General features: G+C 71.3%; 18 protein-coding genes. 8 read left to right on the forward strand and 10 right to left on the reverse strand.

What is annotated here, in order from left to right; all coding sequences use genetic code 11:
• Both BSZ37_RS22185 and BSZ37_RS16905 read right to left on the reverse strand, forming a co-directional pair.
• Nucleotides 1-303, reverse strand: a 303-nt coding sequence (locus BSZ37_RS22185) for a hypothetical protein (protein WP_179299717.1), incomplete at its 3' end; no start/stop codon positions are given.
• 144 nt (nucleotides 304-447) lie between these two features.
• Nucleotides 448-732, reverse strand: coding sequence for a hypothetical protein (locus BSZ37_RS16905; RefSeq protein WP_095511681.1), 285 nt, complete (start codon nucleotides 730-732; stop codon nucleotides 448-450).
• A 175-nt stretch (nucleotides 733-907) separates the two neighbouring features.
• Here BSZ37_RS16905 and BSZ37_RS16910 point away from each other — a divergent pair, with 175 nt between their 5' ends.
• On the forward strand, nucleotides 908-1,879 hold the full coding sequence (locus BSZ37_RS16910; protein ID WP_095511682.1) for a nucleotide exchange factor GrpE: 972 nt from the start codon (nucleotides 908-910) through the stop codon (nucleotides 1,877-1,879).
• Between the two features lie 175 nt (nucleotides 1,880-2,054).
• A complete protein-coding gene (locus tag BSZ37_RS16915; RefSeq protein WP_095511683.1) occupies nucleotides 2,055-3,320 on the forward strand; it encodes a hypothetical protein in 1,266 nt (421 codons plus the stop codon).
• A gap of 181 nt (nucleotides 3,321-3,501) precedes the next feature.
• On the opposite strand, the gene BSZ37_RS16920 is transcribed toward BSZ37_RS16915, so the two are convergent.
• Nucleotides 3,502-3,921, reverse strand: a complete 420-nt coding sequence (locus BSZ37_RS16920; RefSeq protein WP_095511684.1) for a hypothetical protein — start codon at nucleotides 3,919-3,921, stop codon at nucleotides 3,502-3,504.
• A 102-nt stretch (nucleotides 3,922-4,023) separates the two neighbouring features.
• On the opposite strand from BSZ37_RS16920, the gene BSZ37_RS16925 reads away from it, so the two are divergent.
• Nucleotides 4,024-4,965 carry a TIR domain-containing protein gene (locus tag BSZ37_RS16925; RefSeq protein ID WP_179299718.1) on the forward strand — a complete coding sequence of 314 codons (942 nt, stop codon included), beginning with the start codon at nucleotides 4,024-4,026 and terminating at the stop codon, nucleotides 4,963-4,965.
• A 21-nt stretch (nucleotides 4,966-4,986) separates the two neighbouring features.
• Here BSZ37_RS16925 and BSZ37_RS16930 read toward each other — a convergent pair whose 3' ends face one another.
• The gene (locus tag BSZ37_RS16930; RefSeq protein WP_095511686.1) at nucleotides 4,987-5,439 is read right to left on the reverse strand and encodes a hypothetical protein; all 453 of its coding nucleotides are present in this window, start codon (nucleotides 5,437-5,439) and stop codon (nucleotides 4,987-4,989) included.
• Between the two features lie 719 nt (nucleotides 5,440-6,158).
• Nucleotides 6,159-6,497 carry a helix-turn-helix domain-containing protein gene (locus BSZ37_RS16935; RefSeq protein WP_179299719.1) on the reverse strand — a complete coding sequence of 113 codons (339 nt, stop codon included), beginning with the start codon at nucleotides 6,495-6,497 and terminating at the stop codon, nucleotides 6,159-6,161.
• Nucleotides 6,498-6,906: 409 nt separating this feature from the next.
• Between BSZ37_RS16935 and BSZ37_RS16940 the strand changes: the two genes are divergently transcribed.
• From BSZ37_RS16940 to BSZ37_RS16950, 3 genes are read left to right on the forward strand one after another with little or no spacing between them, the layout of a single operon-like run.
• Entirely contained in the window at nucleotides 6,907-7,134 is a 228-nt protein-coding gene (locus BSZ37_RS16940; RefSeq protein ID WP_095511688.1) for a helix-turn-helix domain-containing protein, read from the forward strand.
• Nucleotides 7,131-8,402 (forward strand): tyrosine-type recombinase/integrase, encoded by a 1,272-nt coding sequence (locus tag BSZ37_RS16945; RefSeq protein WP_143537704.1) that lies wholly within the window; start codon nucleotides 7,131-7,133, stop codon nucleotides 8,400-8,402. Before BSZ37_RS16940 ends, BSZ37_RS16945 begins: the two co-directional genes overlap by 4 nt.
• Complete coding sequence (locus BSZ37_RS16950) at nucleotides 8,395-9,024, forward strand: hypothetical protein (RefSeq protein WP_143537705.1); 630 nt, start codon at nucleotides 8,395-8,397, stop codon at nucleotides 9,022-9,024. Before BSZ37_RS16945 ends, BSZ37_RS16950 begins: the two co-directional genes overlap by 8 nt.
• Before the next feature lie 619 nt (nucleotides 9,025-9,643).
• On the opposite strand, the gene BSZ37_RS16955 is transcribed toward BSZ37_RS16950, so the two are convergent.
• The 4 genes from BSZ37_RS16955 to BSZ37_RS16970 all read right to left on the reverse strand — a co-directional run bounded on the left by BSZ37_RS16955 (nucleotide 9,644) and on the right by BSZ37_RS16970 (nucleotide 17,452).
• Nucleotides 9,644-11,476, reverse strand: coding sequence for an FG-GAP-like repeat-containing protein (locus BSZ37_RS16955; RefSeq protein WP_179299720.1), 1,833 nt, complete (start codon nucleotides 11,474-11,476; stop codon nucleotides 9,644-9,646).
• Entirely contained in the window at nucleotides 11,476-13,584 is a 2,109-nt protein-coding gene (locus BSZ37_RS16960) for a DUF6851 domain-containing protein (RefSeq protein WP_143537706.1), read from the reverse strand. The genes BSZ37_RS16955 and BSZ37_RS16960 overlap by 1 nt, the downstream gene beginning before the upstream one ends.
• A 249-nt stretch (nucleotides 13,585-13,833) precedes the next feature.
• A complete protein-coding gene (locus tag BSZ37_RS16965; protein ID WP_095511693.1) occupies nucleotides 13,834-14,847 on the reverse strand; it encodes a glycerophosphodiester phosphodiesterase in 1,014 nt (337 codons plus the stop codon).
• A gap of 166 nt (nucleotides 14,848-15,013) precedes the next feature.
• Nucleotides 15,014-17,452: a TonB-dependent receptor domain-containing protein gene (locus tag BSZ37_RS16970; protein WP_095511694.1), complete on the reverse strand. Its 2,439-nt coding sequence runs from the start codon at nucleotides 17,450-17,452 to the stop codon at nucleotides 15,014-15,016.
• A gap of 330 nt (nucleotides 17,453-17,782) precedes the next feature.
• Between BSZ37_RS16970 and BSZ37_RS16975 the strand changes: the two genes are divergently transcribed.
• Together BSZ37_RS16975 and BSZ37_RS16980 are read left to right on the forward strand one after the other, a co-directional pair.
• Nucleotides 17,783-18,937, forward strand: coding sequence for a sensor histidine kinase (locus tag BSZ37_RS16975; protein WP_095511695.1), 1,155 nt, complete (start codon nucleotides 17,783-17,785; stop codon nucleotides 18,935-18,937).
• Complete coding sequence (locus BSZ37_RS16980) at nucleotides 18,930-19,736, forward strand: LytR/AlgR family response regulator transcription factor (protein ID WP_095511696.1); 807 nt, start codon at nucleotides 18,930-18,932, stop codon at nucleotides 19,734-19,736. The genes BSZ37_RS16975 and BSZ37_RS16980 overlap by 8 nt, the downstream gene beginning before the upstream one ends.
• A 45-nt stretch (nucleotides 19,737-19,781) precedes the next feature.
• Here the strand turns inward: BSZ37_RS16980 and BSZ37_RS16985 are convergent, their stop codons facing one another.
• A complete protein-coding gene (locus tag BSZ37_RS16985) occupies nucleotides 19,782-20,501 on the reverse strand; it encodes an intradiol ring-cleavage dioxygenase (protein ID WP_095511697.1) in 720 nt (239 codons plus the stop codon).
• Nucleotides 20,502-20,684: the final 183 nt, after the last annotated feature.

Below are 20,684 nucleotides of genomic sequence, written 5' to 3' on the forward strand. Positions count from 1 at the left end.
GCGCGTGACGCGGACGTACCCGGTGGCCGTGTCGATCGTGGCCGTGCCGGCGGCGCGCTCGGCCGCCTTGCAGTCGCGGACGTACCGCTCCGCCTCGGTCACGGCGTCGGAGTACCCGTACGTCCGGCGGACGCGAGCCTCGAGCGTGTAGCCGCGGGCGGAGGCCCGCTCGTCGTCCTCCATCTCCAGCGCGCGGAGGATCGTCGGGGCGAGGGCGTCGAGCTCGGCGTCGATCCGGTCGCGCTCTTCGCGGAGGTCGAGGAAGCGGTCGAGGTCGGCGGGGTCGTCGAGGTAGCGGAGCATGGGAGGGGGAGAAACCCCCGGCCGCGGCGCCCGTAGATTGGCGCTCCGACCGGGAATCCGGTTGGTTTGTCGGCGTTCGGCCCGTGATCGTGTCCAGCGAGGCGGGCCGTTCGTCGTTTACCGGGGGCGCCCCGGCTGGCGGCGTCAGTCGACGCGGTAGAGAGGGCCTGTGATCGTGGCGCCGGTCAGCGCCCGGATGATGTCGATCTGGAGGGCGGCCACCTTCGGACCGGTCTCCCGGACGGCGTTGGAGATGGCCGAAGGAGACGGGACGCGGTCGCGCCCCTCGATCTGCTCGGCGACGACCTCGGCCACGCGGGCCTGCGTAAGTCGGGAGGCGCGGACGGCCTCTTCGGCCGCCTCGCGGAGAGCGGTCTCGTCGAGGACGACTCCTCGCTTCGGCTGCGGGGCGTACGAGTCTGAGGGCATCTGGGGCGCGGGGATGGTGCGCCGAACAGGTTAAGCCACGGGCTGAAAAATAGCAAGCCGAGGGCTGAAACAAAATCAGCTGCCAGGTCAATAAACATAAGCCAATGGCTTGATTTATTCAGCCACGGGCTGTACATTGGGCGTACAAACCAACCGGGCTCGCGCCCACCCCGCCATGACCTTCGACCTCCCCACTGCCGCCGCCGCCCGCGCCGACTGGACGTCCATCTTCGACGCCGTCGCCGCCGAGATCTGCGCGCCGGACGTCCCGACGCAGACGGCCGAGGCCCTCCACGAGCACGTCGGCCCCGCGACCGACGCCGCCGACTGGACGGACGCCGAGATGGCCGACGCCTACGAGGGCCTCGCCGCCTCGCTCCCGGCCGGCCTCGCCGAGCTGGAGAGCGCGTGCCGCGACCGGGCCGACGTTCTCCGCGCCGCGGCCGAGGCCGAGGACGAGCGCCGCGCGATGGACGCCGAGGCGTTCGACGTCGAGGCCTACGCCGACCTCGGGCCCGTCTCGCCTGCCATGGCCCGCGCGCAGGCGATCGCGGAGGACGCCGCCGTCGTCCTCGACCACATGAACGCCGTCGGCGTCCGGTTCGACGCGCGCCGTAAGGTCGAGGAGGCCGAGGAGTTCTCGTTCCTCGCCGGCGGCTCGACGCTCGCCGTCCCGACCAAGCTCGAGCGCGTGACGGCGTTCCAGGGCGACCTGGCCAAGCTGGCCGACACGCTGGAGGCCATGGGCCCGGCCCCGTCCGGCACGCGGTACTACCCCGCGCGGCTCCACAAGGGGACGGGCGAGGGCGGCCGGCCGGTCGTGATCGTCATGGCCGAGACGACGCCGGGCGACGCCGGCTCGCTCCGGGCCGTCGGGTTCCTCCAGCCGAAGCACGTCGAGTGGCTCGCCCCGGTCCTCGGGACGGCCCGGTCCGGCGCCGTCACGGAGTGCTCGACGCCGATCCGCGTCTACGCCACGGCCGTGACCGGCGGGACGGCCGACCGCCCGACGCGCGGGTGCAACGTGGCCATCGCCGGGGCCGCCGCCGCGGTCCGGAAGGCCCTCGACGCCGAGGCCGCTGAGGCCCGCCGGGAGACCGCCTACGGCTCCGGGAGCGTGGCCTCTGTCGAGGCCGCGACGGAGTAGTGCGACCGCTGCCCGCTCCGGCTCGGCGCCGAGCCGGAGCGGTACGGAGCTTGCGTTGCGGGAAGGCACACTGACACCTCCTCGCGTTGCTGGGCGTCCTTAAGAGCGTCGTCCGTGCGCTCAGCGAGTTGACCCATAACCGTCCGGGGCCCCCTTTCGCCGACGCTGGTAGGCCATGCTTCAACGACGCCTCTTCGCGACTCCCAACACGTTCGCCACTGACGGGAGCTTCCATCTCGATGCCGGAGCATTCCTAGAGAGGCTCCTGCTGTTCGACACGTTCGTGCTCAGCTCGAACCGTCTCAATGAGATCTCGACCCTCGTCGACTTGTTCGGCCTCGACGCCGTCATCCGACTATTCAAGTCGGACGCAGTGGAGGTGCAACTTGGACTTAGTCAGACGACCGTCCTAGACACATCTGCGCCCAGCAGAGGGCGACCATACCTAATCCGAGCGTTCCCCGTCTGGACGGAGGACCGAGAGATGGCCAAGAACTGTCTCCTCGAGCTCAGGGAGCGGTTCGAAGTACAGAACCTTTCGAAGTGGAGGTCGATCACTTACGCGCTTCACCAGTCCATCGACCAGGCTTCGCTGACCCCTGAGGAGCAGCACAAAGCCGCGGCCCTGATAGGGAATGATCTGATCGAGGCCGGGACGGACTCGCGTCGGCTGCTGCCGTATGTCGAGAGGGCTGCGGCGCATCGGGGCCACACACTCCAGGCATCAGAAGATGACGTATCCGTCGAATTCATCAATGGAACCTTCGTTGTTGACACCAACCTAGCCGGCAAGATTGGAGTCAGCACGGAGGAATTCGTCTCTGTCCTTCGGAAGGCCTTCTTTGGACTGGGCGATGAGGTGCACCGTGTCCACCACATGCGCCGCTTCAATGCCCTCGTCCCGTTTGCCCCTTCAGAGGCGTCCTTTTACCGTTCGCACCTCGAGTATGTTGGAGGCCTGCTGGATCCCGCACGGCCCTCGGAATCGTTTAGCCGGATCGTAGGAGTGAAGGGGCTCCCGAACCTCCGTCACACCGGAGTTGCAGAGGGCGTCAACCTCCACGCGCTGATCGACGCCCGTCGGAGCGCAGAGGGGGAGGCGTTCCGGAGGTGGATCTGGTCCGCGGCTGACCTCGAAGACAACGAGATCGAGGAGCAGTTGGAGTACCACGTCCAATCGCTCGGGGCCCGCTTCGCTGCGCTGCTCACAGCTCCGCGCGGGCGGAGGGTCCGATGGGTTGCTGCTACCGCTGCGGGATTCGCTTTTAGAGCGGCGGCAGAACCGGCCGGTCCTCTTGCCGCTGCTGCCGCAGGCACCATCCCCGGGTTCGCCAACGCCTTCCTTCTCGACCGCGTGCTGGGTCAGGCGCAGCGCCAGCACACCCCCGCGGCCTTCTTGGAAGAGGGATACCAAAGCCTCTTCAAGCCAGGCGACCGGTAGGCGCAGCTCATGTCCAATACCACTCTGCCCCTTGCACCTTACCGAACCCCGACGCCGAGCTCGCACGGGCGCTAGTGCGGAGCACGTGGGACGCGGAAGCGCAGGACAACCTCGTCGCGGCCATCGACGTTGTGGTTTCAGACCTTGCCGAGGTCCTCTGCACCTGCGAGCTGCGGGCCAGCTAGAACGGGACGTCGCCCGGCGAGACCGTCACGAGGTCGTCGTCGGGGCCGATGACCAACTCCGCCCGCCGGAGGGCCTGGAGCGCCGCGCGCGCGTTGGTCTCGTCGAGCTCGAGGTACGTCCCGACGTCGACGGCGCGCTCGACGTCGAACCGCTCGCCGTCGAGGACGACGTAGAGCCGGGCCGCGCCGGGCGCCTCGGCCTCGGCGGCCTGGAGGAACGGCGGGCACTCGGCGCCGCCGGGGAGCCCGATCCGCCCACGCTCCCGCGCGCGCCGCTGGAGCGTCCCGCCGAGGTCGGCCAAGTCGCGTTTGCGGCGGTCCGCGTCGGCGCTCGCCTCCAGCTCCTCCCGCTGGCCGTCGGGGAGCGCGTCGAGGGGTCGCCGGGCGGCGTCGGGTGTCGGGTCAGGTCTCGGCATGGAACGAGCGTACGGGGGCACTGTGACGCCTGGCGCGTCACGCCAGAGGTTACTCGCGGTCGCCGACCGGGTCTATGCTCCCAGTCCACAGCAGCTCTAGCCATGACAGGATCCCGTTGTCCAATCTGCCTCCTCGGAGTCCCCGAACCGGTCCTAAGAAGCGGGGTGGGGTTCCGGGTGCTCTGCGAACGATGCGGGACGTTCGTGATCTCCGAACTCGTCCTGCGACGGCTGCAGGAGGTGAACCTCTACCATCAAGAACGCCGAGTTGACAACTGGCGGTGGTCTGGAGCGATCCGCGAGCGCAACGAGCTCGGCGGCGAGCCGGTCGTCTCTTCGCTCGACCAGCTCGACTCCATGGCGCCCCGTAGTCGCGATCTCCTCCGGTGCGTGGACCGCTTGGTGATGCACGTCTACAGGAGCACTTCGGATTTCGACGAACGGGTGCCGGTCGAGCCCGTGATGGACTACCCCGTCGCGTTTGCGAAGAGCCCGGACGAGTTCCTCGCGATCCTCCACGCGGCGAAGCAACTGGGCTATCTCGATGTCGTCGGGGAGACGAACGACGTGCCGGAGGTTTCGCTCCGGACCACCGGGTGGCGGCGGGTGCAGCAGTTGAACGTGGACAGGGCGAAGGCTGACCAGGCGTTCGTGGCCATGTGGTTCGACCCGTCCGTCTCAGAGGCCTACACGGAGGGGATCGTGCCGGCGCTCCAGGACTGTGGGTACGAGCCGTTCCGCGTCGACGAGCCCGAGCACAACGGGAAGATCGACGACCTCATCGTAGCCGAGATCCGCCGGAGCGGGCTGCTGATCGCCGACTTCACCGACCACCGTGGCGGGGTCTACTTCGAGGCCGGGCTCGCGATGGGCCTCGGGATCCCCGTCGTCTGGACCTGCCGGGCCGATCACATCGACCGCGCCCACTTCGACACCCGCCAGTACAACCACATCGTCTGGGAGACGCCGGTCGACCTCCGAACGAAGCTCCGGAACCGAGTGGCTGCGACCGCGCCCCGGGGCGGTCCGTCGCGGCCTGTCTGAGGTCGAGCGACCGAGGCGCATTCAGGGAGGTGTGTCCGCGGACACACCGGGCAGCCCGGCCTCGGGCGTGTCATCGGGCCGGTCGAGCAGACTGCCCGCCAGATCACCGAGGCGGCGGAGGCCGGCCACGTCGCCGGCTCCGTCCCCTCCGGGCTCGGCGGCCGGACGGCGGACCCCGTTCGGGAGGTACATCCAGAGCGGCCGGTTGGCCTCGTCGAACGAGGACCGGTGGAAGTGGCCGGGCGGGACGCCGGCACCGATCGCTCGGTCCCGCTGGGAGTCGGTGTAGACCTCGCGCTCGACGAGGTCGGGCGCGCGCGCGGCCGTGTGCCGGTGCTGCCCGCGACCGGCCTTCCCGACCTGAGCGCTCAGCCAGCCTAGCGGGCTCCGGATCGTCCCGGCCGGCTGGGCCTCGAGGTCCGCGAGCACTCGGAGGACGACGTCGGACCCACCACGCACGAGCAGCTGGCCCACCTTCCTTTCGAGACGTCCGTCGGCCTCGCCGAGATGGCGGAGCCGGGCGACGACGTCGGCCGAGGTCCCCCTCTGATCCTGTTCACCCTCACGACCGACCGACCCCTCGGAGCCCGGCCCGTCTGGCGCTTCGGCCTCGCGCGCGCGGGCGGGTCGGTCGGTCGTTGAAGAGGGATGAGGGGGATGCGGGATGAGGGATGGTAGGTCTGCGCCCTTGGGTGCGCCCCAAGTGCGCCCCTGAGTGCGCCCCAGATCGCCGTTCTCGCTCCCGTTTCGGCCGTTTTCTGCGCCCTCAGGTGCGCCCCAAGTGCGCCCCTGGGTGCGCCCCTCGTTGTCGCCCGCGCCTGAGGTGCGCCCTGGATCGTGGTTTTTGCCCCTTCCCAGGCCGATTCTTGCGCCCTTCGGCGCCCCGATGCCGGCGTTCTCGAGCCAATCCGCGGGGACGTTCCGAGCGGCCGGGTTGTCGAGTTGGCGTCCGTCCGACGTCGCGCGCTTAGCGGCCTCGGCGGTGAGCTCCGCCCAGTGGTAACGGACCGTCTTATACGTCCACCGCCAGCGCTCGGCGTAGGTCCGCTGCCCGTGGACCCGCCCCGCGTCGGCCGTCAGTTGGAGGTCAGCGATAGCGGCCTCCCTCGGGTACTCGCCCGGGGTAGCCTCGGCCGCGTCGACGAGCGCCTGGAGGGCGGAGGCCGGCACGTTGAAGAGGAACCGGCTCCCGCTCACAGGGACCTCGCGTTCCGCCGGATGAACGCCTCGACCGCGGCCGGGTCGAACCGCCGGACGCCGCGACCCGTCCCGATCCGGATTACGGGGATCTCGCCGTCGGCGACGAGCGCCTCGACCGTCCGAGTGCTCACGTTGAGCCGCCGGGCCGCGCCGTCGAGGTCGAGGAGCGGCGGGGGCGTCCTCGCCTCCTCGATGAGCTCGGCGACGCGGGCCGCCAGTCGGCCGGCGAGCGCGTCGAGGTCGAGGCCAGCGGAGGCCGGCACGTCCGCCTCGGCACCGAGGCGGGGGGGACTGCTGGAAGATCGGTCGGCGGCCGGGCTGGAGGGCGGCACGGGGCGTCGGCTGCGACCAGGTCGGGCGGGCGCGGGCAGAGCTCCCCTACCAGATCGGTGCCGCCGACACGATGGGGGTCCGTCCGCGCCCGCCCGGCCCGGCCGGAGCGGAGTGCTTTTGATCTGGCGATGGCCCGGCGGTCGCCGGGGGCGGCGCCAGAATGATCCGTGGGCGCTCGGACGCTGTCAAACTACGCCCGTAGGGTGAGGCCCAGTTTGTGCCGACGGCGAAGGGCTCGGGCCCGCAATGCCAGCGGAGTCCGGCCTTAGAAATCGTGCGGCCGTGCACAGAATCGCCGGTGCCGCCCGGTGCGAGGTCGAAGACGACCGCGCCGCAGAGAGGTCGAATTCACATACTTGCACCCCCGCAAGTCCCCGCGTACTCTCCCCTCCCCCACCAGTGCCCGAGATGCCGGACCTGATCACGACCACAGAGGCGGCCCGTCGCAAGGGGTGCTCGAGACAGACGATCGTCGACGCCATCGGCCGTGGCGAGATCGAGGGGAGCAAGGTCGGCCCGGTCTGGGTCGTCTCCGACGACACTGCGCTGGCGGCGTGGGAGGTCCGCGAGATCGGCGGGCGGCTCTCGGCGGGACCGACCGGAAGGGCCGCTCACCGGGCCTCGGCGGGCACGTGAGCGGCACCTCAAAACGGAGGGGAAAGACGGACGAGGTGTTCGCCGTCGAGCTCCCCGACGGGAGCCGGATCGACCGGGACCACAAGGTCGTCGACGGCGAGCGCGTGCCCGTCGGGAGCTGGCGGTGGGTCGTCTACGACCCCGACCGCCGGCCGAAGCGAAAGCGGGTGAACCTCCGGACGAAGGACCAGGCCGCGGCCATGCGGAAGGCGATGGGCTACGCCCGCCGCCGCTCGCTCGGGACGTACGACCCCTGGGGGAAGGCCGGCGGCGCCGTCGCCGGCGTCGGGCTGGCCTCAGCCGTCGAGCGGTACCTCGCCGAGAAGTCGGGGGCCTCGGCGCCCTCGACAGTCGCCGAGGACCGCCGGTACCTCGACAAGCTCCAGCTCGAGCTCCCGGCCGGCGCGCTCGTCGGCCACGTCGGGCAGGACCATGTCGAGGCCGTCGTGAACGCTCGCAAGAAGCCGCCGAAAGACGCCGACGGCGTGCGGCGGGGACCCGGCCCCGAAGCGAGCCCCGAGACGAAGAAGCGCCGCCGGGCGAGCCTCAGGCACTTCCTCGCCTGGACGGTCGAGCGGGGTATGCGGACGGACAACCCGGCCGACGGCGTCCGCCTACCCAAGATGCCCAACGCCCGACGCGACCACGTGACGGACGCCGAGGCCGCGGCCATCCTACGGGCGGCCGCCTCGGCCGAGGTGACCGGCGAGGACGGCGTCGAGCGGCCGGGGTGGGTCGCCGACTGGGTCACGTTCGGGCTCGGGACCGGGCTCCGGCCCGGCGAACAGCGGGAGCTCCGGTGGAGCGCGGTCCGGCTGGCCGAGCGGTCCGTCGAGGTCGGGAAGGGCCACCGGGTCAAGACGGCCGGGAGCCGGCGGACCGTCCCCGTCCGCGGCGACGCGCTGGCCGTCCTCCGGCGGCTCCACGCCGGGCGGACGACCGAGGCCGACGGGTTCGTCTTCCGCGGGGCGACGGGCGGGAAGGTCGCCGTCGACTACCTCACGAAGCGGCTCCAGAAGCTGGCCGAGCGCGCGCGCGTCCACAAGACCGTGACGGCGTACGCGCTCCGGCACGCCTACGGGACGCGGATGGCCGCGGCCGGCGTCCCGCTCCTCGACCTCGCGCGGCTGATGGGGACGAGCCTCCGGATGATCGAGCGGCACTACGGCCACTACGACCCGGCCCGCGGGGCCTCGCACGTCGAGAGGGTCTTCGGGACCTCTCCAGCCGAGCAAGGTCACGACACCGAGGCGACACGCGATGGCTGACCTGTGGCCTTCCGTTCTCGCATCTGTGGTGTCCGGCCTCGCCGTCGCGATGGTCACGTCCCTCGTCACGGTCAGGCTCTCGATCCAACGGTTCTACACCGAGCGGTGGTGGGAGCGGAAAGCCGACTACTACACGGACCTGGTCGAGGCGATGGAGCACGTCCGGCGTTGGCTCGCGATGAACCTCGAGTGCGCGCGGGAGCGTGGGGCCACTCTCACCCGAGCTTACCCCGGCGTCACGTATCCCGAGCGGGACGCGTTCTTCGGGGGCCTCGATCGGTTGAAGCGCGCGGCGTCCACCGGGGACTTCCTTATGTCGCCGGACGCCCTGGCGCAGGTGGCCGGGCTGGTCGATGTTCTCGACCGGCCAGTGGAGGGTACGGACGTGGCCGGCGCGTACGCGCTCTGGAACCAATCGGCCGAGATCGCCCTCCGGGAGTTCAAGGCGCTCGCGCTCCTCGACCTGAACATCCTCACGCCGAGGGCGGCGAGGGAGCGAGTACGGACACGCTACTGGTTCGGACACAATTCGGACGAGCCCGTGCAGATCGTCGCGGAACCTCGCGGCCCCACACCCCCAAATGGCTCCGATGGCGCCGTTTCTCCACCCTCGGTGCCGTGACTGTTTCGCCCGACTCACAATGGCATTGAGGAGGTCAGCGGTTCGAATCCGCTTAGCTCCACCCCGCCGAAACCGGCCTTCCCGATATTGGGAGGGCCGGTTCTGTGTTTCACACGGCCGCCACGCCTTCCGCACTCCCGGAGTCAAGTACGACACATGTATGGCAAGCGAATGCGCTCGAAGCGCGAGGGCAGCATGTGATCCCGTCCGGACGTAGCGCCCCCCGTTGTCAGGAGAGTGTCACGTACGGCTCCGAGGCCGACGGCCCACCGGGGCACGGCTGCGCGCCCCGAACTTCTGCGCCTGGATCCGGGCTGCGCGTGAGGTCCGCCCCGGAGACGCCGGCGGCGAACCCGAGGCAGCTCTCGATCCGGGAGTAGCTCCCGGCCTGCCCCTCGACCGAAACCCCGTCGACGACGAGGACCCGGAGCTTCTCGCTGCTGGCCTACACGACGGCGGCCAAGTCCTCCGGGCCGACGCCGAACATCCGGATGAGCGCCTCCGCCAGGGGACCTGGTCGAGGTCGACCCGGGTGGAGGGAATCCCGTTCCGGCTGTTGAGCTCGCGGAGGCAATGGGGAGTTCCCAACCGCCGGGGCGGTCTCCACACGTGTCCTGCTCTACCGGCCGACCACCGTCAGTCGACCCGTCATCGTCTCAGCCCCGCACGTGACACGGTAGACGTAGGCGCCGGCGGCCCGCGGCGTCCACGCGAACGCGCGCGCGCCCACCCCGTCCGCCTCGGCGACGTGGACCCGACGGCCGAGCACGTCGAACACCTCTAGCTGGACGGGCCCCAGCGCGTCGGAAGAGACGCGGATCCTGACGCGGTCACCCGCAGGGTTCGGACCGGCGGCCACACGGAACGTGGGCACGGTAGGGCCGCCGTCGGCCGCCGTCGCCCCGATCCGCCCCTCCCCTTCCTTGACCCGGATCCGCTGGCCCGTCGCGAGGCCGAGCAGCCGGTCGGTCTGGCCGCTCGGCCACGCGACCACGAGAGAGTCGACAGTCGCGGCCGTGCCGAGCCCGAGGTGGACTGGGGTCAGGTTCTGTGCGAGATACTGCGCCCCGTGGTGGAGCCGCGTGTGCGGCACGCCGTCGACCCACGCCGTGACCGTCGCGCCCAGCCCATCGCCGTTCGACGCCGTCCCCTCCAGTTCGACGTCGAGCCACTCGCCCTGCGGCAGCGTGTTCTCGTAAAGGTAGGGCGCCCGGAAGACGTTCGACACGACGACGTCCTGATCGCCGTCGCCGTCCGCGTCGAAGACGGCCACCCCGCGGGCGGCCTGATCGGCGTCGAGACCGACGGCGGCGGACACCCGAGTGAAGCTGAAGCTCCCCGACTCCAAGTCGTTGCGGAACATGTGATTCGTGTAGTCCGGGTCGAACAGACCCGTAACCACGAGGAGATCCTCGTCGCCATCGTTCTCCATGTCGAAGAACTCCGTCCCCCACCCCCAGTCCGCGATGTCGACCCCGACCGCCTCGGCCACGTCCTCGAACTGGCCAGGCGCCGTCTGGAGCCAGAGCGGGTTCCGCTGCTCACGCGTCGGCGTGGCGACGTTGGTGAGGTAGAGGTCGAGGAGCCCGTTCCGGTCGGGGTCGGCGAGGGCGAGGCCCATGCCGTAGTTCTCGTCCTCGAGGCCGAATTCGGCCGTCGCCTCGCGGAACGTCCGGTCACCTTCGTTGACGTACAGCCGATTGATCCCGACGCCCGTCGTCGTGTCGATGTCGGTCGAGAGGTAGAGGTCGGTGAGGCCGTCGGCGTTGGCGTCAAACGGGAGCGCCATCCAGGTCGCGTCGGGGTCGGCGAGTCCGCTCGCCTCGGAGACGTCGGTGAAGGTCCCGTCCCCGTCGTTCGAGTAGAGGCGGTTGCTCAGGTCGCGGTCCGGCCCGTAGTCCCACCACGAGCCGACGTAGAGGTCGAGGTCGCCGTCCTGGTCGTAGTCGAACCAGAGCCCCGAGGCCGAGACGTAGCCGCCGCCGGCCTCGGCGCCCGAGACGCCCGCCTCGGCCGTGACGTCGGAAAACGTGCCGTCGCCGTTGTTATGGAACAGCTGGTCGGGCCCGAGGTGCCCGAGGAAGAGGTCGGGCCAGCCGTCGTTGTCGTAGTCGCCCCAGGCCGCGACGTACTGGTAACCGAAGTTGCGCGTATCGGCCCCAGGCGTCGCCCCCAGTTCGACGTCGATGCCGGCCGACAGCGTCACGTCTTCGAACGTCCCCGTGCCGTCGTTCTCGTAGAGCCGGCTCCAGGTCAGGACGTTGGCCGGGTCGTAGGCGCGGCGGGCGACGAGGTAGAGGTCGAGGTCGCCGTCGCGGTCGTAGTCCGCGATCGCGACGCCGTTCGTGTTGGACAGCGCGCCGAGGCCCGCGTCGAACGTCCGCTCCACGAAGCCCTGCGCGGCGGCTGGGGCGGCGAGGACCAGCGAGAGGCCGGCGAGCAAAAAGCGCATCATCGGGCGAGAACGATCGGGCGGGTAGCGACGGCGCGCTCGGTCCGCGCGCGGACGAGGTAGGCGCCGGGCGCCAGCCCGGTGGTGGGAATCGAGAGATCGCGGCCGGTGACGCCCTCCGCCGTGGCGACGCGCCGGCCGCGGACGTCGAACACGTCGACGGCGACGGAGCCCGTCGCCCCCCCGAGGCGGACGGTCAGAGGCTGGCCGGCGACGGCAGGCGACGGGAACACGTCGAGCGGGGCGTCGGCGACGGGCTCGGACTCGGCGGCCACAGGGGCCGTGCCGAGGAAGAATTGCTCGGCCAGTTCGGCGGCGTCGACGCCGATGACAGCGCCCATCCGACGGCCTGGGAGGTCGTCGGCGGGCGGATGGATGCCGCCCCAGATCCGCGAGAGGCTGCACTGGTCGGCCGCGTCGCGGTAGGTCGCCCACTGGAGCGTGACGTCGACGCTCGGGCCCTCTTCGAAGACGAGGAACTCGTTGCGCGGCGCCTCGAACTCGCCGAGTCCGCCGGGAAAGAACGGGCTGCCAGTGGCGAGGGTCAGCACCTCGGCCGCGGCGCGCGAGAAGGTCGAGTGGCCCGAGACGTAGCCCGCGAACGGCGGCGTCACGAACGTCGGCCGCTGGTACGGCCACCACTCGGCGGCCCGTACCCACCCGACGCCGGCCTCGTCGGTCTCGGGGTCGTCGATCCGATCGGGCCCGCGCCACGCCCACAGCTTGATCTCGCCGACGTGCTCGCCGTTCGGCCCGGCCAGCGGGTCGCCAACGAGAATCCGCTGGATGTGGCCGGCTATGAGCGGGATCCCGCCGGGGTGGTAGTCGGGCGCGTCGGGGTTCGAGCTCTGCCCCAGCGCCGCGAGCGCGCGGATCGCCGAGATCGGGCGAATGTAGTCGTACCAGCCCTTCAGCCCCCACGCCGTCACGGCCGCGTCGTGAACGGCGCCGCCGAGCGCGAAATACGTCTTGACGTCCCACTCGAGCCGGTCGAGGACGGGGCCTTCACCCCGCCACCGCCGCTCCAGAAGGGGGCTGTCGGAGACGGTGTTGAGGATCGTGAACCAGTGGCCCGGCGGCGTCTCGGAGTCGGGCCCGTCGGCCCAGAACTCGGCGAGCACACGGGTGTAATCGCCGCGGGGGACGACGTTCGGAGCGTAGGGCCGGCCCGTGACCGGGTTGACGTCCCACCCGGCGCCGTTCCCGCCCTCGGCCGTGCGCCGATAGAAGACGCGGACCTCGTCCTCGGTCTCAGGGAGGCGGCCGAGGTTGCCGAGCGCGCCCGGCGAGATGTCCCACAGCACGCCGTCGGCCGGGTCGAGTTGGCCGGACCACACGGCGACGCGGGAGAAATTCCACAGATACCGGTCGGTCTCGCCGCCCCCGTCTTCCTGCCACTGGGGCGGCGCACCAGGATCCGCGTAGAGGACGAACTCCTGACCGTCGCGTTCGCGGGCGGTAGCCGCGCCGGGGTCGAGCGCGAACCCCTTCACGGCCCCCCACTCCGGCCCGACGAAGGGCGGTGCCCCGCCCGGGATTTCGTTGCCCGACTGGTCGATGAACACGTCGAACTGGAGCGGCTGCCACCGGTTCATGTCTTCGATGTCCGGGTTGCCCGGCTCCGAGGGCAGAAGCGGCGGGTTGACGGCGTGGTAGCCCTGCGCCGCATAGCCCTGCGCCTCGCGCGCCCCGTCTCCTCTCCCGTATTCGATCACACAGTTGGCGACGGTGAGGCCGAGCGCGGCGGGGCTCCCCACCTCGGGCGTCTCGCCGCCGGGCCTCCCCACCTCCGGGTCGTGCCCGAGGCGGACCATGAGGGAGTCGAACTCCGGCAGCGTGAGGAGCGCGCCGGGCGAGTTCCGAAAACGGTGGCGGAGGACGCGGTACACGGCGTAGCTGATCGCCTCCTCGCGCGCCGCCTGACGGTCCGAGACGGGAGCGACCTCGGCCGAGCAAGCAATGCCACCGAGCGTCCGCCCGAGGAGGTACGGCCTCGCCGTTTCGTCGTAGGCCGCCCAAGCGTCCCACATCGCCACCGACGTGTGGAACAGGTTGCGCGCGTGGACGGTCGGCCGCGCGAGATCGTTGCGGATGCCGCCGAGTAGCACCTCGTTCCACAACCGCGCGACGGAGGGCTCCGGAGCGTCCTGAACGCCCTGAGCCTCAGTGGCGGTCCCCGGTCCACACACGACGAGTCCCAACAGTACCCATCGGCCGAGAGCCATCGAGAGCGACGAATACCGACGCATCGGACGGGAGCGGTGGGGGGAACGTGCGACCCGTCGAAGCTACGTACGCAGGCCAGATCCCCGGGCCTCCTGGAGGGCCCCGTCCCGCCGAAGCGTCCCACCCGTGGGCTAGAGACGTCCCAACACCTCGACCACGACGTCCGGCGCGTCGGCGAACACCCCATCGACGCCGGCGGCGAGGAGCGCGCGGACCTCGGCCCGGACGTCCCCGCCCGCCTCGGGGGCTCCGCCGGGTGACTGGAGGGGGGGCGGGAGGAAAACGTTCTCCGGGCGAACCGTCCAGACGTGGACGTCGAGGCCGGCCGTGTGGGCGTCGGCCACGAGCGACGACGGCGCCAGCGTCTCGGGGTCGAGCACGAAGGTCTTGGCGACGCCGACCGCGTCGGCGTAGGTGGCGACGGTCGCGAGGCCGTCGGGCGTCATCATCGCGTCGTACGAGAGCTCGCGCCGGTCGGCCGGGCCCGCGCCCGGCATCGCGAGCTGGACGAGCCGGAGCCGCGTTAGCCCCCGCAGCAACTCCAGCCCGCCGACCTCGAACGACTGGATCCAGACCGGGTCGTCCCGCTCGTCGAGGCCGGCAACGTGGAGCGCCTCGACGAGCGGGACCTCGAGCGGCAACCCGATCCGCCGGAAGTACGTCGGGTGCTTCGTCTCCGGGTAGAGCCCGACGGGGCGGCCGCGCGCGGCCCCGAGCGAGTCCGCGAGGGCGATCACCTCGGCGAGCGTCGGGATCTCGAACCGGCCGTCGTAGGCCGCGCTCCGGGGACGGAGGCTCGGCAGTCGCTCGATGGCCCGAAGCGTCTTGAGCTCGTCCAGGGAGAAGTCCTCCGTGAACCAGCCCGTGACCTGCTGCCCGTCGATGACCTTGGTCGTCCGCCGGTCGGCGAACTCGGGGTGAGCGGCGACGTCCGTCGTCTCGGAGATCTCGTTTTCGTGGCGCGCGACGAGGACGCCGTCCCGCGTCATCACGAGATCCGGCTCGATCACGTCGGCGCCCATCTCGATGGCGAGAGCGTACGCTTCGAGCGTGTGCTCCGGACGGTACGCGCTCGCGCCGCGGTGGGCGATCACGAGCACGGAGTCGGCAGACATGGCGGCCAGGAGGACGAGGGCGAGCGGCATCGGACGGCGGGAAGATGTGCCAAGATGCCCTCTCCCTTCCCCCCGCGGAACAACCAGACCGTGACCCCGCCCGCCTCGGGCCCGAGGCGGATCGACTCAAAACGACACCGCCCGCCGCGGCAGAGGCCGGGGCGGGCGGGTGGTGGGACGTTCGGGGACCCGGGCGCTAAAACTCGCCGCCGTCGAAGTCCCCGCCGCCACCGCCGTCGCCGCGCTCACCATCGCGGCTCCGGCGGTCGCGCTCGTCCTGACCGCCGAAGCGGTAGGAGAACGTGACGCCGACCTGCTGAGCGCCCCAGTCGCGCTCGAACTCCTGGTACAGCGTCGGTTGGTCGAGCGTGTAGGCGAACCCTGCCATTCCGAGTGGATCACGAAGCTGGACTGTCAGGCTCGCGCGCTCGTCGAACAGCCGCTGGCGGAGCGCGACGTCGACCCACGAGCGCGCGCCGATCCGGCCCTGTTCCGTGTCGAGAGGGGCGCTGTAGCGCGCCGTCGCCTGGATGTCGAGCGGCCCGATCCCGAGCCGGTCGCCGAGCCGGTAGTTCGCGTTGACGCGCCCGCCCCAGCCGAACGCGTCGTTCGAGATGTCGCCCTGGGCGTCGCCGGCCGTCGCCGTCCCGGCCGTCTGGACGCGGAAGCCCTCGAGGCTGAGGTAGCCGCTGAGCCCGCCGATGTCCTCGAACGACGAGATCGCCTCGACGCCGTAGGAGTCCGACGTGTCGAGGTTGCGCGACGAGCGGACCGTCACGCCGTCCTCGCGGACGGTCGAGAACCGCCGGATGACGTCGGTCGTGTGGCGGAAGTAGGGCGTGAGCGAGAACGAGCCCCACGGGACGAACTGCGTCACGCCGACCTCGAAGGCGTCGACGTACTCGGGCCGAAGCTCCGGATTGCCCTGGCGGATGTTGAGCGGGTCGTCGAAGGACGGGAACGGGTTGAGGTCCCACCCGCGCGGCCGGTTCACGCGCCGGCTGTAGCCCGCCTTGAGCGTCGTCGCGTCGGTCGGCGAGAGCGAGAGGAACGCGCTCGGGAAGACGCTGGCGTAGTCGACCTCGAACGTCTCGTCGGTCGTCAGGAGCTCGAACGTCCGCTGGGCCGTCTCGAAGCGGGCGCCGACCTGGAGGCCAAGCATGCCCCACTCGCGAGCGGCCTGCAGGTAGGCGGCGTGGACGATCTCCTCGTACTCGAAGTCGTTGTTGACGCCCTCGTCGGGGACATAGGCGCCGTCGACGAGCGACTCGGAAAAGAGACGGGTCGACTCGCGCTCGAGCTCGCCCTTGTAGCCGGCGTCGACGCGGAAGCCGGCGAGCGGCCGCGTGTAGTCGACGGCGAGCGAGGCCTCCTGCTCGAGCTCGTCCTCGTCCACGCGCTGCGGCTGGTCGAGGTCACCGGTGCCGCTGAGGAGCGTCTCGTCGTAGGTCTGGATCTCGCCCTCGTCCGAGAGCTCGCCGCGGCCCTCGATCACCAGCTCGTGGCGCTCGCCGAACGCGTGCCGGAGCCCGAGACGGACGTCCGAGGACAGCCCCTCGTCGTCTTCTCGCGCGAGGCGCTCGAACTCGAACAGCGGGTCGCCGGCCGCGCTGCTCCACAGCGACGTGTTGAGCTCTGTCTCGCCGCCGCCCCGCGTGCCCACCTGGACCTGGGACGTGATCGTCGTGGCGCGTGTGAGGCTGTAGTCGGCCGAGAAGTTCAGGAGGTGCGACGTCCGCGTCCGGTCCTCGTCCTCGGCCTGGAGGAGCGTCGTCTGGTCGGTGCTGTAGCGGTTGATCCGGTAGCTCGACCCGTTCCCGGCGCGAACGTCGTTGCGGTAGCCGTACGTGGCGGCGAGCGACCAGGGGCCGCGGCCGTAGGTCACGGCGGCCGTCGCGTCGTAGCCGCCCTGCGTGTCGGTCCCGGCCGTGAGCGTCCCGCCGAGGCCGGGGTCGGCGTCCTCCTTCAGCACGATGTTGATGATGCCGCCGACGCCGTCGGGCTCGAACGCGGCCGACGGGTTCGGGATCACCTCGACGCGCTCGACGGCCCCCGCCGGGAGGCTCTGGAGGTAGGACGCGAGGAACTCGCCCGAGACCGGCGCCGGCCGGCCGTTGACGAACACGGCCACGTTGCCCGCGCCCCGCAGCGACACGTTCCCGTCGATGTCGACGTCGACCGACGGGAGCGTCGAGAGGACGTCCGTCGCCGAGCCACCTTCGGCGATCGGGTCGTCGGCCGTGTCGTAGACCGTCCGGTCGATCCGCGTCTGGACCTGCGTCCGGCCCGCCGTCACCTGGACCTCCTCGAGCGCCTCCGCGCTGGGCGCCAGCCCGATGGCCCCGAGGTCGACCGTGCCCGCCTCGACGACCACGCCGGGCCGGCGGACCTCGTCGTAGCCGACGAAGCTGGCCACCACGTCGTACGTCCCGACCGGGACCGACTCGATCTGGAAGTCGCCGTCGATGTTCGTCGTCACGCCCGTCACGAGCGTGGTGTCGTCGTAGACGGCGACCGTCGCGGTCGGGAGGGGCAGGTCGCTGTCGGCGTCGACGACGCGGCCGGCGAGGGCGCCGGACTGGGCAGCGGCGGGGACCGCGAGCAGCAACAAGAGGAGGGAGTAGAAACGTGACATGGTCGGTGACGGGGAGACGGGGGCTAGGCGAATCGCCCCGGGCGGAGCGACGTTTCTTGTTCCAACACGGATCGCACGTACGTGTCACGACCTGCACGGAGGTCTCAGGAGGTTCCTGACCGCCGCCCCGGCCCTGCGTCAACGCCCGCCTGCTCTGGGGTTCGGCGGTGCTCCGACCGAGGCGGGCGGAGCCGACTCCACCACGAGGATATCGACCTCCGGAGCGGGCTCGACGCGGCTGGACACGAAGTGCACATGCGCGTCACCGAGTGCACGGGGGCGCACCGGGAGCCCCGAGGCATCGGCTGCCGGGGACTCTAGATTGGGGGTGTGGCTCGTTCCGAACCCTCCCGTCGCCCCTGGACCCGCCGCGCCGAGGCGCTGGCGGCCGCCGCGTTCTGGCTCGCCCTCGGGCTCCTGACGGTCACCCGCGAGGCGCTCCGCCCGTGGCGGACCGACCCGATGGCGGCCGGCGAGATCGCCGAAACATTGGCGGAGTACGGGATCTGGGCCCTCATCACGCCCGCCGTGTTCTGGCTCGCTCGCCGGTACCCGGCCGAGCGCGGCGCCTGGGCCGGGCGCCTCGTCGCTCAGGTCGGCCTCGGCGTCGTCGTGGCGCTGGGGATCGAGCTCCTCACGCGGAACGTGCTCCGGGGGCTCCTGCTCGGGCCGCCCGAGCCCGGCCGCGAGTGGACGCTGGGAGCGGCGTTCAGCCAGCTCTGGTTCCTCGACGAGCTCATCATCTTTCTCGCCGTCCTCGCCGTCGGGTACGCCCGCGCGACGCTGTACCGGCTCCGCGAGCGCGAGGCCGAGGCGACGCGGCTGCTCGCGGAGCGGACCCAGCTCGAGGGCCAGCTCTCCGAGGCCCGCCTCTCGGCCCTCCGGATGCAGCTCAACCCGCACTTCCTGTTCAACACGCTGAACGCCGTGAGCGCCCTCGTCGAGCGCGACCCGGCCGGCGTGCGGACGATGATCGCGCGGCTCTCGTCGCTCCTCCGCCGCGTCCTCGACGACGACGGCTCCGCCGAGGTCCCGCTCCGCGACGAGCTCGCCTTTATCCGCGACTACCTCGACGTCCAGCGCGTCCGGTTCCAGGACCGGCTCGAGATCGAGGAGTCGATCGCGCCGGAGACCGTCGACGCCCTCGTGCCGCCGCTCCTGCTCCAGCCGCTCGTCGAGAACGCCATCGGCCACGGGGTCCGGCGGATCGAGGAGGGCGTCGGGACAATCCGGCTGGCCGCACGCGTCGACGACGGGCGGCTCCGGCTGTCGGTCGAGGACAATGGCCCCGGCCTCGACGGCGGCGACGGGCAGGCCGGATCGGCCGGCGGCGTCGGGCTCCGCAACACGCGCGAGCGGCTCCACGCGCTCTACGGCGACGACGCTGAGCTCGCCCTCCGCGACCGCCCCGATCGGGGCGTCGTGGCCGAGGTCGTCCTCCCCTTCCGACCTGCGCCCGTGGCGCCCGAACCCGCCCATGCCTGACCCGCTCCGCGTCCTCGTGGTCGACGACGAGCCGCTGGCCCGCCAGCGCGTGCTCGACCTGCTCGACCGGGCCGCCGAGGTCGACGTCGTCGGGACGGCCGGGACCGGGCGGAAGGCCGTCGACGCGATCCGGTCGCGCGCGGAGTCCGGCGCCCCCGTCGACCTCGTGTTTCTCGACGTCCAGATGCCGGGTTTGAGCGGGCTCGACGTGGTCCGCGAGGTCGGCCCGGCGGAGATGCCGGCCGTCGTGTTCGTGACGGCCTACGACCAGCACGCGCTCGCGGCGTTCGACGTGGCCGCCGTCGACTACCTCCTCAAGCCCTACGACGACGACCGGTTCGCACAGGCGCTCGCGCGGGCCCGCGACGCCGTCCGTCTCCGCGAGGTCGACCACCTCCGCCAGCGGCTGGCGACGCTCCTCGGCGGGGAATCGGCGGCGCCACCGAGGCCCGACTACCTCGAGCGGATCGCCGTCGAGATGCGCGGCCAGACGCGCCTCGTCCCCGTCGAGTCCGTGGACTACGTCTCGTCGGACGGCCCCTACGCTGAGATCCACGTCGGCGACGACGTGTTCGTCGTCCGCGAGCGGATGCAGACGCTGGAGGAGCGGCTCGACCCGAAGGACTTTTTCCGGATCCACCGCTCGACGATCGTCCAACTCGACCGCGTCGAGGCCCTGCTCACGGCCGCCGGCGGCGACTACTCGGTCCGCCTCACGGACGGGACGCGGCTCCGGCTCAGCCGGTCGCGGCGGGACGCGTTCACGCAGCGCCTCGGCATCGACGCCGGGGACGGGTAGCCCCGCCTCGGTCGGTCGACGGGGCCCCCGAGGCGGGCCGGATCGTCAGCCCACGTACAGGGCGAGGTCGAACGCGGCGCGGTAGCCGTCGTCGCCCGCCTCAGTGAGCGCGAGGAGCATCTGGCTGCCGCCCCGGCGGTAGATCCCGTCGCGGGCGTTCGACCGGTCGTGGGCACCCCGGCGGGCGTAGGGAGCGACCGACGTGTAGATATCCCGCGAGAGGTCGTCGTCGAAGAAGAGCTGGCTGGTGAACTCGTGTGCGGCCGTCGAGGAGGCCGCCGACCGCACCTTGAAGTGGACGTGCGGCGTGCGGCCGGAGTACCAGCCCGGGTAGATCGTCTGAAACGTGGCCGTCCCGTCGGCACCGGTCCGCTGGGTTCCGCGGCAGTAGGTCTCCCCGCGCTCTGGCCCGACGCCGGAATAGTCGCCCCCGGCGTCGGCGTGCCACACGTCGACGAACGCGCCGGGCAGGACTTCACAGGCGCCGTCCACGACACGCGAGACGGTGAACGTGAGCGCCAGCGGGACGCCGGCCCGGCCTTCCCGGACGTCCGACCGGAGGAGATCGTCGTCGAGGTAGAACGGCCCCTCGGTCAGCTCCGGGCGGACGACGCACGAGCCGGAGAGCGGAGCATCATCGGCGACCTCCTCCTCGCAGCCGGCGAAGGCGAGGAGGAACGGCGTCGTGAACAGGCCGAGCGCCTGACGGCGCGTGAGCACGTGGCCGCGGTCGTCGTGGTCCTCGGGATGCGGATGCGCATGCATGGCAGGGCGGGGTAAGGATCCACTCAACGTCGGTCCACGGACGGCGGTGCGCCAAGCGTCACGAATGGCAGCCTCGCGTCAGGGAGGATAGGCGCCACATCGATACCCGGCCAGCTTGCGGCGGATCGGGAGCCCGGGCGACTACGCCGTGCGGTTGGCGGACGACCGCGAGGTCCGCGTGTC

Source organism: Rubrivirga marina (assembly GCF_002283365.1).
GTDB classification, from domain to species: Bacteria; Bacteroidota; Rhodothermia; order Rhodothermales; family Rubricoccaceae; genus Rubrivirga; species Rubrivirga marina.